Annotated in this window: 14 protein-coding genes; 1 reads left to right on the top strand and 13 read right to left on the bottom strand. The window is 74.6% G+C overall.

Features of this window, described 5'->3' with window-relative positions:
- Nucleotides 1–112 precede the first annotated feature (112 nt).
- The 13 genes from kynU to IE287_RS12475 form a co-directional block, all read right to left on the bottom strand.
- Nucleotides 113–1,354 (bottom strand): kynureninase, encoded by a 1,242-nt coding sequence (gene kynU / locus IE287_RS12535; protein WP_189849065.1) that lies wholly within the window; start codon nucleotides 1,352–1,354, stop codon nucleotides 113–115.
- Nucleotides 1,347–2,213: a tryptophan 2,3-dioxygenase family protein gene (locus tag IE287_RS12530; RefSeq protein WP_189849064.1), complete on the bottom strand. Its 867-nt coding sequence runs from the start codon at nucleotides 2,211–2,213 to the stop codon at nucleotides 1,347–1,349. Before IE287_RS12530 ends, kynU begins: the two co-directional genes overlap by 8 nt.
- A gap of 134 nt (nucleotides 2,214–2,347) precedes the next feature.
- Complete coding sequence (locus IE287_RS12525) at nucleotides 2,348–3,145, bottom strand: DUF3152 domain-containing protein (RefSeq protein ID WP_189849063.1); 798 nt, start codon at nucleotides 3,143–3,145, stop codon at nucleotides 2,348–2,350.
- 173 nt (nucleotides 3,146–3,318) lie between these two features.
- Nucleotides 3,319–3,732, bottom strand: a complete 414-nt coding sequence (locus IE287_RS12520; protein ID WP_189849062.1) for a DUF3151 domain-containing protein — start codon at nucleotides 3,730–3,732, stop codon at nucleotides 3,319–3,321.
- 39 nt (nucleotides 3,733–3,771) lie between these two features.
- A complete protein-coding gene (locus IE287_RS12515) occupies nucleotides 3,772–5,220 on the bottom strand; it encodes an MFS transporter (RefSeq protein ID WP_189849061.1) in 1,449 nt (482 codons plus the stop codon).
- A gap of 127 nt (nucleotides 5,221–5,347) precedes the next feature.
- The gene (locus IE287_RS12510) at nucleotides 5,348–6,523 is read right to left on the bottom strand and encodes a MalY/PatB family protein (RefSeq protein WP_189849060.1); all 1,176 of its coding nucleotides are present in this window, start codon (nucleotides 6,521–6,523) and stop codon (nucleotides 5,348–5,350) included.
- Between the two features lie 68 nt (nucleotides 6,524–6,591).
- Entirely contained in the window at nucleotides 6,592–7,614 is a 1,023-nt protein-coding gene (gene fbaA / locus IE287_RS12505) for a class II fructose-bisphosphate aldolase (RefSeq protein ID WP_189849059.1), read from the bottom strand.
- A gap of 285 nt (nucleotides 7,615–7,899) precedes the next feature.
- Nucleotides 7,900–8,448, bottom strand: coding sequence for an orotate phosphoribosyltransferase (pyrE, locus tag IE287_RS12500; RefSeq protein WP_189849058.1), 549 nt, complete (start codon nucleotides 8,446–8,448; stop codon nucleotides 7,900–7,902).
- A 9-nt stretch (nucleotides 8,449–8,457) separates the two neighbouring features.
- The gene (locus IE287_RS12495) at nucleotides 8,458–9,249 is read right to left on the bottom strand and encodes an aldose epimerase family protein (RefSeq protein WP_189849057.1); all 792 of its coding nucleotides are present in this window, start codon (nucleotides 9,247–9,249) and stop codon (nucleotides 8,458–8,460) included.
- Nucleotides 9,250–9,385: 136 nt separating this feature from the next.
- Nucleotides 9,386–10,294, bottom strand: coding sequence for an SRPBCC family protein (locus tag IE287_RS12490; RefSeq protein WP_189849056.1), 909 nt, complete (start codon nucleotides 10,292–10,294; stop codon nucleotides 9,386–9,388).
- Nucleotides 10,295–10,366: 72 nt separating this feature from the next.
- Complete coding sequence (locus IE287_RS12485; RefSeq protein ID WP_229883435.1) at nucleotides 10,367–12,106, bottom strand: spermidine synthase; 1,740 nt, start codon at nucleotides 12,104–12,106, stop codon at nucleotides 10,367–10,369.
- A 75-nt stretch (nucleotides 12,107–12,181) separates the two neighbouring features.
- Nucleotides 12,182–12,700 carry a DUF2617 family protein gene (locus IE287_RS12480; RefSeq protein WP_189849055.1) on the bottom strand — a complete coding sequence of 173 codons (519 nt, stop codon included), beginning with the start codon at nucleotides 12,698–12,700 and terminating at the stop codon, nucleotides 12,182–12,184.
- A gap of 301 nt (nucleotides 12,701–13,001) precedes the next feature.
- Nucleotides 13,002–13,199 carry a hypothetical protein gene (locus IE287_RS12475; RefSeq protein ID WP_189849054.1) on the bottom strand — a complete coding sequence of 66 codons (198 nt, stop codon included), beginning with the start codon at nucleotides 13,197–13,199 and terminating at the stop codon, nucleotides 13,002–13,004.
- A gap of 98 nt (nucleotides 13,200–13,297) precedes the next feature.
- On the opposite strand from IE287_RS12475, the gene IE287_RS12470 reads away from it, so the two are divergent.
- Nucleotides 13,298–14,476 carry a pyridoxal phosphate-dependent aminotransferase gene (locus tag IE287_RS12470; protein WP_189849053.1) on the top strand — a complete coding sequence of 393 codons (1,179 nt, stop codon included), beginning with the start codon at nucleotides 13,298–13,300 and terminating at the stop codon, nucleotides 14,474–14,476.
- Nucleotides 14,477–14,496 lie beyond the last annotated feature (20 nt).

The following is a 14,496-nucleotide window of genomic DNA, read 5'->3' as shown; positions in this document are numbered from 1 at the left end:
GGCCCCGCAGATCAGCCGATGATCCGACCTGACGGCCGGTCACCGGACGTCTGCCACCGGCCGACCGGCCGCCGTCCCACCGGCGGATCCGGCCGCCGGCGCCGGTGGCCGGCTACCGGCCGGCCGGCGTGCCGGCGAGCACCTCGGCGAGGACGCGGGCCGCCTTCTCCGCGTCCGCGAAGCCGACGTAGAGCGGGGTGAAGCCGAACCGCAGGAGGCCCGGGCGCAGGTCGCCGACGACCCCGCGCCTGATGAGCTCGGGCATGACGGCGGGGGCGTCCGCGCACCGCAGGCCGACCTGGCTGCCGCGCTCGCCGTGCGCCTCGGGGGTGACCGGGGTGACCCGGCCCTCGGGGACGTACGCCCGCACGCACTCCAGGAAGAAGTCCGTGAGGGCGAGGGACTTGGCGCGGACGGCCTCGATCGTGACCCCGTCCCAGACGTCCAGGGCCGCTTCCAGGGCCAGCATGGACAGGATGTCCGGGGTGCCGACGCGGCCCCGGACGGCGCCGGACGCGGCCCGGTAGCCGGGGTCCATGCCGAAGGGGTCGGCGTGCGAGGTCCAGCCCGGCAGCGGCGAGTCGAAGCGGTCCTGGTGGCGCTCGGCGACGTACAGGTACGCGGGCGAACCGGGGCCGCCGTTCAGGTACTTGTAGGTGCAGCCGACGGCCAGGTCCACCCCGTGCTCGTCGAGGCCGACCGGCAGCGCGCCGGCGCTGTGGCAGAGGTCCCAGACGGCCAGCGCGCCCGCCGCGTGGAGGGCGGCGGTGGTGCCGGGCAGGTCGTGGAGCCGCCCGGAGAGGTAGTCGATGTGGTTGACGAGCGCGAGCGCGGTCCGCTCCCCCGCCGCGGCGGGGATGTCGGCCGGGTCGAGCGCCACGATCCGGTGACCGGTCATCCGCGCGGCGGACTCGGCGATGTACCCGTCCGTGGGAAAGGTCGAACCGTCCACCAGGATCTCGTCGCGTCCCTCCCCCGCGAGCCGGGCCGCCGCGACGACCGCCTTGAAGACGTTCACGCTGGTCGAGTCGCCGACCACGATCTGTCCGGGGGCGGCGCCGACCAGCGGCGCGATCCGGTCGCCGATCCGCTCCGGGGCGGTCCACCAGCCCGACTCGTCCCAGGACCGGATCCGCAGCTCGCCCCACTGTCGCCCGATGACGTCGGCCATCCGGGCGGGGACGTGGGCGGGGAGCGCGCCGAGCGAGTTGCCGTCGAGGTAGACGGTGTCGTCGTCGAGGGCGAAGCGCGCCCGGTGGCCGGCGAGCGGGTCGGCGGCGTCGAGGCGCAGGGCCTCCTCGCGGAGGGAGGACGCGGCGTCGAGGCGCGGGGCCTCCTGCTGAAGGTCAGACATGGCTGCGGGCCGTCCAGAGCTCGGGGAACACGTTCTTCTGGGCACGCTTCTCCAGCCAGGCCACGCCCGCGGAGCCGCCGGTGCCGGTCTTGGAGCCCATCGCGCGGCGGGTCGCCACCAGGTGGTCGTTGCGCCAGCGCCACACCAGCTCGGCGACGTCGCTGAGCGCCTCGCCGAGCCGGACGAGCTCGGCGTTGCCCTCGGCCTCGGGCTCCGCGTAGAGCCCCGCCCACACGGCCTCGACCTGCGGCGACGGCTCGTAGCGCCGGGTGAGGTCGCGGGCGAGGACGGAGGGCGGGACGGGCAGGCCGCGCCGGGCGAGGAGGGCGAGCACCTCGTCGTACAGGCTCGGCTCGTGGAGCGCCTTCTCCAGCTCGGCGTGGACGCGGGGCGCGCCCCGGTGCGGGACGAGCATGGACGCCGACTTCTCGCCGAGCAGGAACTCCATGCGGCGGTACATCGCCGACTGGAAGCCGGAGCCCTCGCCGAGCGCGCCGCGGTAGGAGTTGAACTGGGCGGGGGTGAGCTGGGAGAGCGGGCGCCAGGAGTGGTTGAGCGCCTCCAGCTCGCGCACCGAGCGCTTCAGCGCGTCGACGGCGACGGGCATCCGGTCCTCGCGCAGGGCGCGGCCCGCGGTCTCCCACTCGTGGACGATGACGGTGAACCACAGCTCCATGACCTGGGTGGTGACCAGGAAGACCATCTCGCCGGGGTCGTCCGAGCGGAGGTGCTGGAGGTGGGTCAGGACGTCCGCCTGGACGTAGTCCTCGTACGGGGTGGTGCCGGCGAAGTCGAGGTTCGGCGCGTCGGTGACGGCATCGACTCCGGTGGCATCGGGGGAACCTGGGAAGGTCGACATTTCTGTCTCCTCGATACGAACTACCGGGTAGCGGTCTGCTCCACCGCGTGCGTCCGTCCGCGGTGTGCGGAAGGCGCCACGGGAGCCCCGGTCCCCTCAGGAGGCGTGCTGCGTCGCGCGCCGTCCCAAGCGCATCATGACACGATCGGACCGGTGATGTAGACCCCGTCTTCGTCATACGGAAAAGCGTTCGACCGACAGCCGTCGAGGCCCTTGATCTGCTGCATCATCGCGGGTGCCGGTCTGCCCGGGCCGCCGCAGCCCAGGTGCTGCCGGATGCCGATCTCGTGACCGACCTCGTGGTTGATGATCAGGTGCCGGTACTGCTCCGGAGGCCCCGCGAAGGTCGGCGAGCCCAGGATCCACCGTTTGAGGTTCACCACCACGCCCTCGGTGGTCTCGCAGTTCAGCTCGCCGTGGGTGTCGAGGCCCTGCCGGGCGCAGAGCGCGTCCGCGGTGTCGGGGGTCGCGATCCGTATGACGAAGTCGGCGTTCGCGTCGACCAGCTGGAAGCGGCCCCGGCCGTGCGCGGCCCAGCTCCTCGGATGGGCGAGGATCGCCTCGATCTCCTCGGCCGTCGCCCGGGCCGACAGGTCGACCCCCTCCTCTATCTGCACCCGGTAGCGGCGCAGCGTGCCGCTCGCGCCCGTGATCCTGCCGGAGGCGGAGGCCGTGGTGAAGGTGCCCTTGCCGGACTGCGGCACGGCCGCGGGTTTCTTCTTCGTCGCGGTCGGCTTCGGTTTCGGCTTGACGGTGGGCTTCGGGGCGGGCTCCGGCTTCTGCGCGGCCGCCCGGGTCGGGGAGGGCGGGGGCGTCGTCGGCTCGGGCGCCGGCGGCGCCTCGGACGCCGGGGCGCGGGCGGTGTCGGGGGTGCCCCCGCCACCGCCCCGGAACTGCGCGAGCGCCACGCCCGCGCCGAGCGAGACGCCCATCAGGACCAGGGTCGACAGGACGAGCCGCCCGCGGCGCGTGACACGCGTCCCCCCGCGGCGGCTCCCCCCGCTCCGTCGGTTCTGTCGGCGCCGGTCGGGCGCCCCCCGCTTGCCCACGACAGTTCCCCCCTGTTCAGGCCGGTCCGGGGATCGTACCGGCCGGGGGGAAAGGATCAGCCCAGCGTCTCCGCGGCCGTCTCCGACGAGTCCCGCAGGAAGGTGGTGCACCGCTCGTACTCGGCCTGCTCGCCGATCTCCCCCGCGGCCCGGGCCAGCGCGTGCAGGGCCCGCAGGAAGCCGCGGTTCGGCTCGTGCTCCCACGGCACGGGGCCGTGGCCCTTCCACCCGTTGCGCCGCAGCGCGTCCAGCGCCCGGTGGTAGCCGGTGCGGGCGTAGGCGTACGACTCCACCACGCGCCCCGCCTCGAAGGCGTCGTCCGCGAGCTGCGCCCACGCGAGCGAGGAGGTCGGGTACTTCGCGGCGACCTCGGTCGGCGCGGTCCCCTGCGCGAGGAGCTCCCGCGGCTCGGGGTCGTCGGGCAGCAGGGTGGGCGCGGGTCCGCCCAGCAGGTTCTCATGCATAGCCATCCCCCCAGTCTGCCCCACGCCCCCGCCCGCCGGGGCGGGTCACGGGGTGCCGGGGTCCAGCGGTGGGGAGGTCACGGCGCAGTGGTGCCGGCATCCGGGGTGGCAGGCCGGGGCCTCGGGGGTCCGCATGGTGGTCCAGGCGATCGCCGCGCCCAGCACCAGCACGCCCGCGCAGATCGGCATCGCCCGCCCGAAGGTCGCGTCGAACTCCTCCGCCGAGCGGTACGCCTCCGGTCCCATCCCCGTCAGCAGCGGCAGCGCCGCGACCGCGACGAGTCCGGCCGCCCGCGCCGCCGCGTTGTTGATTCCGCTGGCCAGCCCGGACCGGGAGACGTCCACGGAGGCGAGGACGGTCGCGGTCAGCGGCGCGACCAGGGCCGTCATGCCGAGGCCCAGCACGAGGAGGGCCGGCAGCACGTCGCTCGCGTACGAGGCGTCCGGCCCGACCCGCAGCATCAGCAGCATCCCGGCGGCGCACAGCAGCGGCCCCACGGTCAGCGGGAGGCGCGGCCCGATCCGTTCCCCCAGCTCGCCGGCGCGCGCGGAGAGCAGCAGCATCAGCACGGTGGTCGGCAGCAGGGCCGTACCGGCGGCGAGCGCGGAGTAGCCGGAGACGACCTGGAGCTGGAGCGCGGCGAGGAAGAAGAAGCCGCCGAAGGCCGCGTACACGCAGAGCGTCACCACGTTCACGGCGGTGAAGAGCCGGGAGCGGAAGATGGACGGCGGCACCATCGCGCCCTCGGCCCGCCGCCGCTCCACCGCCACGAACCCGGCCCCGGCGGCCGCGCCCGCCGCCCCGGCCCACCACGCCGCGCCGATCAGCCCGTAGGTGACGAGGCCGAGCGCCACCGCCCCCAGCACCGCGCCGAGCACGTCGAAGCGCCCGTGCGCGGCCTCGTCGCGGGACTCGGGGACGTGCCGCAGCGCGACCGGCACGCAGACCGCCGCGAGCGGCACGTTCAGCAGGAAGACCCACCGCCAGCCGGGCCCGTCGACCAGCCAGCCGCCGACGAACGGCCCGATCGCCGCCCCCACGCCGCCGAAACCGGACCACAGGCCGACCGCACGGGCCCGGTCGTCGGGGTGGAAGCTCGCCTGGATCAGCGCGAGCGACCCCGGCGTGAGCAGCGCCCCGCCGACGCCCTGGAGGGCGCGGGCGGCGATCAGCACCCCGGCGTTCGGGGCGAGCCCGCACAGCAGCGAGGCGAGGGCGAACCAGACGACGCCGACGACGAAGACCCTCCGCCGCCCGTACCGGTCGCCGAGCGAGCCGCCGAGCAGGATCAGCCCGGCCAGCGTCAGCATGTAGGCGTTGACGGTCCACTGGAGCACGGCGAGGTCGGCGCCGAGGTCCTCGCCGATGTGCGGCAGCGCGACGTTGACGACGGTCGAGTCGAGCAGCGCCATCCCGGAGCCGAGCACGGTCGTGAAGACGATCCACCGCCCGGTCCGGGAGGCCATCCGCACCTCGGGCACAGCCACAGCCATGTCTGCATGGTCCCGCGTTCCGGAGGCGCCTGCCTCCCCGGTCACCCGCGCTCCGGTGACTCCCGCCCGTCCGCCCGGGCTCCCCGGAGCCCGCCCGTCCGCCCGCGCCCTCGGGGCTCCCGTCTGCTCAGCCGCCGTCGGTCCGCAGCCGGGCCGCCGCCCTGACCAGGGCGTCCACGCCCCGTTCCGCCTTGGCGCGGGGGCAGCCGACGTTGAGCCGGACGAAGCCGGGGGTGCCGTACGTCCCGCCGGGCATGATCGCGACCTTCTCGGTCCGGATCAGCTCCTCCTGGAGCCGGTCCTCCCCGATGCCGAGCGGCCGGAGGTCGATCCAGGCCAGGTAGCCGGCCTGCGGCGGCCGCCACTCGACGCCGGGCAGGCCCTCGGCGAGCCGCTCCGCGACCCCGGCCATCGTGCCGGCGACGTAGGCGCGCAGCGCGTCGAGCCAGGGGGCCGCGTGCCGGTAGGCGGCGACGTGGGCGGTGAGCGAGAGGACGGCCGGGGAGGCGAGTCCCTCGCCGGTCTCCATCCGCCGGACGAACGCCGCCCGCTCCTCCGGGTCGCCGACGAAGCCGTACGAGCCGGAGAGCGCCGGGAAGTTGAAGGCCTTGGTGCCGGAGGTGACGAGCGCCCACCGGCGGTCGCCGCCCGCCTCGGCGATCCGGGTCCAGGGCACGTGCCGGTGCCCGTCGGTCGTGAGGTCGGCGTGGATCTCGTCGCTGACGACCGGCACGCCGTGGCGGCGGGCGAGCCGGGCGAACCCCGTGAGCTCCGCCTCCGTCCACACCCGCCCCGTGGGGTTGTGCGGGGAGCAGAGCAGCAGCATCGTGCTGTCCGGCCGGGCCAGCTCCCGCTCCAGGGCGTCGGGGTCGTCGAGCGGCACCCCGCGCAGCTCACGGCCGAGACCGGTGACCGCCTTGCGGAAGCCGTCGTACGTGGGGGTGTGGACGACCACGCCGTCGCCGGGCCGGGTCCACATCCGCAGCAGCTGGGAGACCTGGTTGAGCACGGAGGGCGCGTAGACCAGCGCCTCGGTGTCGACGGCGGTGCCGTACCGGCTCGCGTACCAGTGGCGTATCGCCTCACGGAAGCCGTCGGGGCCGCCGAGCCGCCAGTCGGTGTAGCCGAAGACGCCGTGGTCGACGCGGGCCCGGAGCGCGTCGAGGACCTCCGGCGGCGAGGCGAAGTCCATGTCGGAGATGGTGAAGGGCAGCAGTCCGGGGACGCCGAAGCGGTCCGCGACGCCGTCCCACTGGACCGACCAGGTGCCCCTGCGGTCCCTCACCTCATCGAAGTCGTACATCTGCGCCCTCCTCCGGGAAACACGGAGGGCCCGGCACCCACGAGGGGTGCCGGGCCCTCCGCCACGGCTTACTTCAGCTTCTTGCCGGCCGAGCGCAGCGCCTCGCACGCCTCGGCGACGCGCTTGGCCATGCCCGCCTCGGCGAGCTTGCCCCAGGTGCGCGGGTCGTAGGTGGACTTGACGCCGACCTCGCCGTCGACCTTCAGGACGCCGTCGTAGTTGCGGAACACGTGGTCCACGACCGGACGGGTGAAGGCGTACTGGGTGTCGGTGTCGAGGTTCATCTTCACCACGCCGTTCTCGAGCGCGGTGGCGATCTCCTCGGCGGTCGAGCCGGAGCCGCCGTGGAAGACGAAGTCGAACGGGGACGCCTGGCCGAACTTCTCGGAGACGCCGTCCTGGAGGTCCTTGAGGAGCTCGGGACGCAGCACGACGTTGCCCGGCTTGTAGACGCCGTGCACGTTGCCGAAGGAGGCGGCGAGCAGGTAGCGGCCCTTCTCGCCCAGGCCCAGGGCCTCGGCGGTGCGGATCGCGTCGTCGACCGTGGTGTAGAGCTCGTCGTTGATCTCGTGGCTGACGCCGTCCTCCTCGCCACCGGTCGGGGTGATCTCGACCTCAAGGATGATCTTGGCGGCGTGGGCCTTCGCGAGCAGCTCCTGCGCGATGGACAGGTTGTCCGCGAGGGTCTCGGCGGAGCCGTCCCACATGTGCGACTGGAAGAGCGGGTTCTCGCCACGGGCGACGCGCTCGGCGGAGACGTCGAGCAGCGGACGGACGTAGCCGTCCAGCTTGTCCTTGGGGCAGTGGTCCGTGTGCAGCGCGACGGTGATGTCGTACTTCGCGGCGACGATGTGCGCGAACTCGGCCAGGGCGACGGCGCCCGTGACCATGTCCTTGCTGTACTGGCCGCCCAGGAACTCGGCGCCACCGGTCGAGATCTGGATGATGCCGTCACTCTGGGCCTCGGCGAACCCGCGCAGCGCCGCGTGGAGGGTCTGGGACGAGGTCACGTTGATGGCCGGGTAGGCGAACTTGCCAGCCTTCGCCCGGTCGAGCATCTCGGCGTAGACCTCGGGGGTTGCGATGGGCATTCGTCCGCTCCTTGTGATGTGCGGGTGTGGGCGTTCTATGTCCCTGACCTAGGGGCGACATCATCGTCGGTGCCATCTTTCCAGACTCTTGTACGGGCTCCCACGGGCGGCACATGCCGAAGGGCGGGGTGTTTCACGTGAAACACCCCGCCCTCGGATAAAAGCGCAGGTCAGACCCGTATGCGCCGGAGCCCGGGACCTAAGTCACGACTTCGCGGCGGTTAGCCCGGTCTCAGGCCCCGGACGGGGCCCGCCCGCGGCCGGGTCCGGGTCCTGCTCCGGGCCTCAGGCCAGGCCGAGCTCGTCGAGCGCGAAGGCGTGGAGGTACGGGACGCCCGCCGTACCGCTGATCTTCTCGCCGGCCCCGGTGGCGCGGTCCACGATCGTGGCGACGGCGACGACCTCGGCACCGGCCGCGCGGGCCGCCTCGACGGCGGTCAGCGGGGAGCCGCCGGTGGTGGAGGTGTCCTCGACGATCAGGACGCGGCGGCCCTTGATGTCCGGGCCCTCCACCTGGCGCTGCATGCCGTGGGCCTTGGCGGCCTTGCGCACGACGAAGGCGTCCAGCCGCTCGCCGCGCGCGGCGGAGGCGTGCAGCATCGCGGTGGCGACCGGGTCGGCGCCCAGGGTGAGGCCGCCGACCGCGTCGAAGTCGAGGCCCTCGGTCAGGTCGAGCATGACCTGACCGACCAGCGGCGACGCCGCCCCGTCCAGCGTGATCCGGCGCAGGTCCACGTAGTAGTCGGCTTCCAGACCCGAGGAGAGGGTCACCTTGCCGTGCACCACGGCCTTGTCCTTGATCTGCTGGAGCAGTTCAGCGCGTACGTCAGTCATGCCCCGAGCTTAAAGCCGGCGCCACGCCCACACGCTCTCGACCTCCAGCGGGTCGATGGGGGTGACCAGGCGCGGGTGGGTGTTGAGGCCGTTGGGCGGGCCCGACTGCGGCTCGACGCAGACCGCGTCCTCGGGCTCGTCGTAGATCACCACCCACGCGGCGCGACTGGTCACCTTCAGCTCCAGCTCCTCCGGCCAGGTGAGGGTGACGTCGACGCCGTCGGGCATGCCGAAGCAGTCGTCCCAGGGGCCGGGGAGGGGGTCGATGCGCCGGCCGGTGGGCAGGTGGTCCTCGCCGCGCTGTTCCTGCCAGGCGGGCGCGAAGCCGATCCGCACGTCCTCGCCGCCCTGTCCGAGGTTCCGCAGGAACCAGGGGTGCCAGCCGGCCTGCGCCGGGAAGGAGTCGTCGTACGCCTCCACCCCGAACCGCAGCGTCAGCCGGTCCTCGGCCAGTTCGAGGACCTGGGTGACCCGGCCCTTGTACGGCCACGGGTCGTCGAGCTCGCAGGTGAGGACGGCCTCGGTCGCGGTGGCCCGGGCCACCGTCCAGGCCCGGTCGCGGACGGTGCCGTGGATGGCGTGCGGGGCCGCGTTGAGGGGCAGCCGGTGGGTGACGGCCCCGTCGCGGAACACGCCGTCCCTGGTCCGGCCGCACCAGGGCACCATCGGGAAGCTGCCGAAGCGCTCGCCCTGCTTGAGGACCTCGGTGCCGGCGATGCGCAGCCCCTCGATCCGGCCGCCGTGCTCGGGGTTGATGGTCAGCTCGGCGTCGCCCGCCGTCAGTCGCGTCAGGTTGCTCACGCCCCGACCCTAATTCCTGCCGCCCGCCGGATCGAACCGCTTCGACACCGATCTCCGCCGCCTCAGGGCGACTTCACCGGAGCGCGGCCCCGGCGGGGAGCGGCCTCCGCGGGGAGCGGCCCCGCCGCGGAGCGCCTCAGCGGCGGCGGCGCAGCGCGCGGCCGACGATGACCGCGGAGGCGAGGGCGAGCGCGGCGGCGGGGGCGACCCAGCGGAGGGTGGCGCCGGCGCCGCTCGGTTCGGGTGCGGGCACGGGGGCGTACCGGCCGCGCGGCGGCGCGTGGTCGACCTCCTCGGCGCTGCGGCCGATCATCGTGCGGCGGGCGTGGGCGGCCTCGGCGGCGGGCGCGGCGGGGAACTCGGCGGGCGCGGGCGGCACCGGTCCGGGAAGCAGGTCCGCGCCGGAACCGGCGGGCTCCGGGCCGGGGCCGCCGTCGAAGGCGCCGGTGCCGAAGGCGGTCTCCCCCTCGGGGCCCGCCCCGGGGGCGTCCGCCGCGGCCTCGGCCGCGAGGGCGGCGGCGGCCTCCACGAAGGCGTCGAGGAGCCGGACGCGGGCGGCCTCCCGGGCCTCCTCGGGTTCCTCGGCGAGCCGCCCGGTGGCGGTGAGGGCCCCGGTGAAGCCGAGTCCGGTGCCTTCGGCCGCCGGGGTGAGGACGACGGTCAGGGAGACCTCGACGGCGCCCTTGCCGCGCGCTTCGGTGCCCTCGCCCTCGTAGGTGATGGCGCCGTCCCGTTCGACGATCCGCAGGCCGCCCCGGTAGGTGATGGTGTGGCCGCCGACCCGCAGCCGGAGCCGCCCGGCGAGCCCGGCGCCGGCCGCCGGACCCGTGCCGTCGCCGTGGGCCCGTCCGGTGCCGGGCCCGGAGCCGCCCGGACCGGAACCGGTCCCGTCGTCCGGCCCGGTGCCGGCCCCGGAGGCCGCCCCGGGGTCCGGTTCGGAGGCGTCGCGCTGGAAGCCGGGCACGCAGCGCGCCACCCGGGCCGGGTCCGTGAGGGTGGCCCGCAGGGCCTCGGCCGGGACCGGGACGAACACCTCATGCTCCATGGAAGCCGAGCCTACTCAGCGGGGCGCCCGGCGTCGCCCGATCCGCGGGGGCAGCCGCGCACCGGGCCCCGCTCAGTCGCCGTACCGGGGGTGCACCAGCGTCGACGGCGGCAGGCCGGCGATCCGGGTCCGCTCGGCCCGGCGGGCGGCGGCGGCCAGGCCGCGGGGGGCGAGGGAGCGGAGCGGGGGCGCGTCGGCGGCGAGCCGGAGGGCGGGCGGGCGGGTGCCGCGGACGGCGAGCAGGAAGCCCCAGTCGTCGGGCTCGTGCCGGGTGGCGCTGTCCCGGTCGGCGCGGTCGGGTCCGGCGGCGAAGCCGGGGGTGCGGCCCTCGGCGCTGTAGGGCCGGGTGGCGTAACCGGCGGCCCGGAGGGTGGCGTCGGCGGTCCAGAAGGCGCGGGGCCGGTCGGTGGCGGGTCCGGCGTGCACGACGAGCCGTCCGCCGTCGGCGAGGACGCGGGCGACGAGGCCGTAGAACTCCTGGGCGTAGAGCTTGGTGCTGGGGGTGATCCCGGGGTCGGGCAGATCGGAGATCACCACGTCGTACCGTTCCTGCACGCGATCGGCGGCGGTCCTGAGCCAGTGGAAGGCGTCGGCGTGGACCACCCGCACGCGCGGGTCGCGGAAGGCCTGGCCGTTGAGCGCGGCGAGCGCGGGGTCGGTGCGGGCCAGCCGGACGACGCCCGGGTCGATCTCGACCACGGTGACGGCGCGGACGCCGGGGCAGCGGAGCGCTTCGCGGGCGGCGAGGCCGTCACCGCCGCCGACGATGAGGACGCGGGCGTGCGGTCCGTTCATCGCGGGGTGGACGAGCGCCTCGTGGTAGCGGTACTCGTCCGCGCCGGAGACCCTCAGCCGGCCGTCGAGGTAGAGGTCGGGCGGGCCCTCGCGGCCGCCGGTGACCACCACCTCCTGGAGGTCGGTGTGGACGGCGACCCGGACCCGCTCCCCGTACACGGCCCGGCGGGCGGCCTCCTCGAAGTCGTCGACGAGGACGGTCGCGGTGGCGAGGACGCCGAGGACGGCGAGGTTGACGCCGACGACCAGCGCACGGGTGCGGCCGCTGAGGTCGCGGCGGAAGAACCAGAGCACGAGGGCGGCGCCCGCGACCGCGTTCACCGCGCCGGTGACGAGGGCGCCGGTGAGCTGCCCGAGCCAGGGCAGCAGCAGGAAGGGGAAGGCGAGGCCGCCGACGAGCGCGCCCACGTAGTCGGCGGCGAAGAGATCGGCGACGGTGCCCGCCGCGTCCTCGGGGTCGCCGCCCGGCCGCCCCGCCCGGCCGCCCCGCCCGGCGGCGACGGCGCCGTCCCTCCCGCCTCCTCCGGCACCGCCGAGGGAGGCGCCGCCGCCCGCGGCGACGACCCGCTCCGGCGCCCGCTGTATCAGGGACATCAGCAGCGGGATCTCCGCGCCGATCAGCACCCCGATGGCGAGCGAGAAGGCGACGAGGACCCAGCGCGACTCGCCGAACCAGGCGAAGCACGCGTACAGCACGAACGCCGAGGTGCCGCCGATGAGCGCGAGCGCGCCCTCGATCAGCCCGAAGCCGACGGCCGCCCGGCAGCGCAGCCGCTTGGCGAGGAGCGAGCCCAGGCCCATCGCGAAGACCATGACGGAGAGCACGACGGACGCCTGGGTGACCGAGTCCCCGATCAAGTACGACGCGAGGGCGACGAGTTCGAGCTCGTAGACGAGACCGCACGCGGCGCAGACGAAGACGACGGCGAGCACCGGCCACCGCACCGTCTCGCGCGGCCGCGGCGGCGGCCGGCGTCGCACCCTCGTGGGTGGCAGGGTCACGGTGGGCTCGATCATGCCCGTAACGCTACGTCACGACCCCTTCGCCCTTTGTCACCCACACGAGTGCACCTGAGGCCCCCGGGAGGCGCATCAGAGCGTGGCGGGCATACGCGCGCCGATCCTGGTGCGGGTGACCACGAGCTGCCCCTCCTGCGGATAGGCGTGCCAGGTCCGCCAGCGCACCTGGCCCTCGTGACGCTGCGCCAGCATCGCGGTGAAGGCGTGCGGCGAACCGGGGAAGGTCCCGGCCAGGCCGTGCGGGTGGTCGGCGACCAGCGCGAGCAGCTCCTGCGCCCGCCCCGCGAAGGAGCCCTGGCTGAGCGTCTCGACGCGGGCCGCGAATTCGTACTCCCAGTCGCCGATCCGCTTGGAGACGCCGAGCGGCAGCGGGGTGCTGCTGCCCGGCATGCAGGCGACGGTCTCGGAACAGACGCGGCCCTCCTCCTCCAGAAGGACCTGATGGGAGGCGCCGAGGAGTCGCAACTGGAGCTTGGCGCCGGTGAGTTCGAGATCGAGCACGGCGAGCGCGGGCAGCGGCTCGCGGCCCAGCGCCCAGGCCAGGTCGGCCGCGCGCGTGTCGGTGTAGGAGGTCTTCAGGGTGGTGAGCATGGGTCGGCTCCGCAAACACGGTTGGCGGGTGGGCCGGGGGCGCCCCGGAGAGGGTTTCAACGGGAGTGGGGAAATCGCCGGCTCGGGTCCGCACACGGCCCGAGGGCTGTCTCTGACAGGAGCGAGGGAACCACGGAGTTCGGACGACTCGCAGCGTTTTTACCCAACTTGCCGTGGTTTCCATCCCCTTCGGGGACCCCACAGTTCACTTGTTCAAGCGGATTCGCCCGCCGGTCGACCGGAGGGACGGTTCAGCAGTCGCCTCCCGCCCCTCCCCGGGACCCCCGTCCCGCCGGCTTCCTCAGTTGCCCCCGCCGCAGCCGCCCCCGCAGCTGGAGCCGGAGCCGCACGAGCTCGACCCGCCGCAGCCGGAGCCGCCGTCGGACCAGCCGCCGCGCCGCCTGCCGCCGCGCCGCCCGCCGCCGCCCCTGACCCCCGAGACGATCATGCCGACCACCACCACGGCCATGAACACGATGACCACGGTCTCCATCGCCATCCCCCCGTCCGGCGGCTCCCTGCCGCCTCTGCCCCGGGGATTCCCGTCCCGTTCCGCCCCCAAAGCGCACTTGAGCAAGTCCAGAGCTTCGGCCCAGGATGACCGGCATGACACGACCGCTGCTCAACCGCCGGCTCGCCGAGTTCGGGACGACGATCTTCGCCGAGATGTCCGCGCTCGCCGCCAGGACCGGGTCGATCAACCTCGGTCAGGGGTTCCCCGACACCGACGGCCCCGAGGAGGTCCGCGAGGCCGCCGTGCGGGCCCTGCGCGACGGCCACGGCAACCAGTACCCGCCCGGCCCCGGCGTCCCCGAGCTGCGCACCGCGATCGCCGACCACCAGCGCGACCGCTACGGCCTGGAGTACGACCCCGACACCGAGGTCCTGGTCACCGCCGGCGCCACCGAGGCCATCGCGGCGAGCCTGCTGGCCCTGGTCGAACCGGGCGACGAGGTCATCGCCCTGGAGCCGTACTACGACTCGTACGCCGCCTGCGTGGCGATGGCCGGCGGCACCCGCGTGCCGGTCACCCTCCGTCCGCACGAGGGCCGCTACGTCCTCGACCTCGACGAACTGCGCGCCGCCGTCACCCCGCGCACCCGGCTGATCCTCCTCAACACCCCGCACAACCCCACCGGCACCGTCCTCACCCGCGCCGAGCTCACCGCCGTCGCCGAGCTGGCCGTCGAGCGGGACCTGCTCGTCGTCACCGACGAGGTCTACGAGCACCTGGTCTTCGACGACGCCGAGCACCTGCCGATCGCGAGCCTCCCCGGCATGCGGGAGCGGACCGTCACCATCGGCTCGGCCGGCAAGACGTACTCCTTCACCGGCTGGAAGGTCGGCTGGACCACCGCGAGCCCCGCCCTCACCACGGCGGTCCGCTCGGCCAAGCAGTTCCTCACCTACGTCTCCTCCGGCCCCTTCCAGTACGCCGTCGCCGAGGCCCTCCGCCTCCCCGACGCCTACTACGCCGGGCTGCGCGCCGACCTCCAGGCCAAGCGGGACCTGCTGGGCGACGGCCTCGCGGAGGCCGGGTTCGCGGTCTACCGCCCGCGGGGCACCTACTTCGTCACCACCGACATCCGCCCGCTCGGCACCGGCGACGGCTTCGCCTTCTGCCGCGCGCTGCCGGAGCGCGCCGGTGTCGTCGCCATCCCGAACGCCGTCTTCTACGACCACCGCGAGGCCGGCGCGCCCTTCGTCCGCTTCGCCTTCTGCAAGCGCACCGAGGTCCTCCAGGAGGCGGTGGACCGGCTCAAGCGGCTGGGCTGAGACGCCGGAAGCCGGGTCCC

This window comes from Streptomyces omiyaensis, from assembly GCF_014650895.1.
GTDB lineage: Bacteria > Actinomycetota > Actinomycetes > Streptomycetales > Streptomycetaceae > Streptomyces > Streptomyces omiyaensis.
This window is presented reverse-complemented; position numbering and strand designations above follow the sequence as displayed.

Coding starts and splice junctions, on each gene's coding strand:
- kynU (WP_189849065.1), bottom strand. CDS start 1,354: ATGTCTGACCTTCAGCAGGAGGCCCCGCGCCTCGACGCCGCGTCCTCC.
- IE287_RS12530 (WP_189849064.1), bottom strand. CDS start 2,213: ATGTCGACCTTCCCAGGTTCCCCCGATGCCACCGGAGTCGATGCCGTC.
- IE287_RS12525 (WP_189849063.1), bottom strand. CDS start 3,145: ATGGGCGTCTCGCTCGGCGCGGGCGTGGCGCTCGCGCAGTTCCGGGGC.
- IE287_RS12520 (WP_189849062.1), bottom strand. CDS start 3,732: ATGGCTATGCATGAGAACCTGCTGGGCGGACCCGCGCCCACCCTGCTG.
- IE287_RS12515 (WP_189849061.1), bottom strand. CDS start 5,220: ATGGCTGTGGCTGTGCCCGAGGTGCGGATGGCCTCCCGGACCGGGCGG.
- IE287_RS12510 (WP_189849060.1), bottom strand. CDS start 6,523: ATGTACGACTTCGATGAGGTGAGGGACCGCAGGGGCACCTGGTCGGTC.
- fbaA (WP_189849059.1), bottom strand. CDS start 7,614: ATGCCCATCGCAACCCCCGAGGTCTACGCCGAGATGCTCGACCGGGCG.
- pyrE (WP_189849058.1), bottom strand. CDS start 8,448: ATGACTGACGTACGCGCTGAACTGCTCCAGCAGATCAAGGACAAGGCC.
- IE287_RS12490 (WP_189849056.1), bottom strand. CDS start 10,294: ATGGAGCATGAGGTGTTCGTCCCGGTCCCGGCCGAGGCCCTGCGGGCC.
- IE287_RS12485 (WP_229883435.1), bottom strand. CDS start 12,106: ATGATCGAGCCCACCGTGACCCTGCCACCCACGAGGGTGCGACGCCGG.
- IE287_RS12480 (WP_189849055.1), bottom strand. CDS start 12,700: ATGCTCACCACCCTGAAGACCTCCTACACCGACACGCGCGCGGCCGAC.
- IE287_RS12475 (WP_189849054.1), bottom strand. CDS start 13,199: ATGGCGATGGAGACCGTGGTCATCGTGTTCATGGCCGTGGTGGTGGTC.
- IE287_RS12470 (WP_189849053.1), top strand. CDS start 13,298: ATGACCGGCATGACACGACCGCTGCTCAACCGCCGGCTCGCCGAGTTC.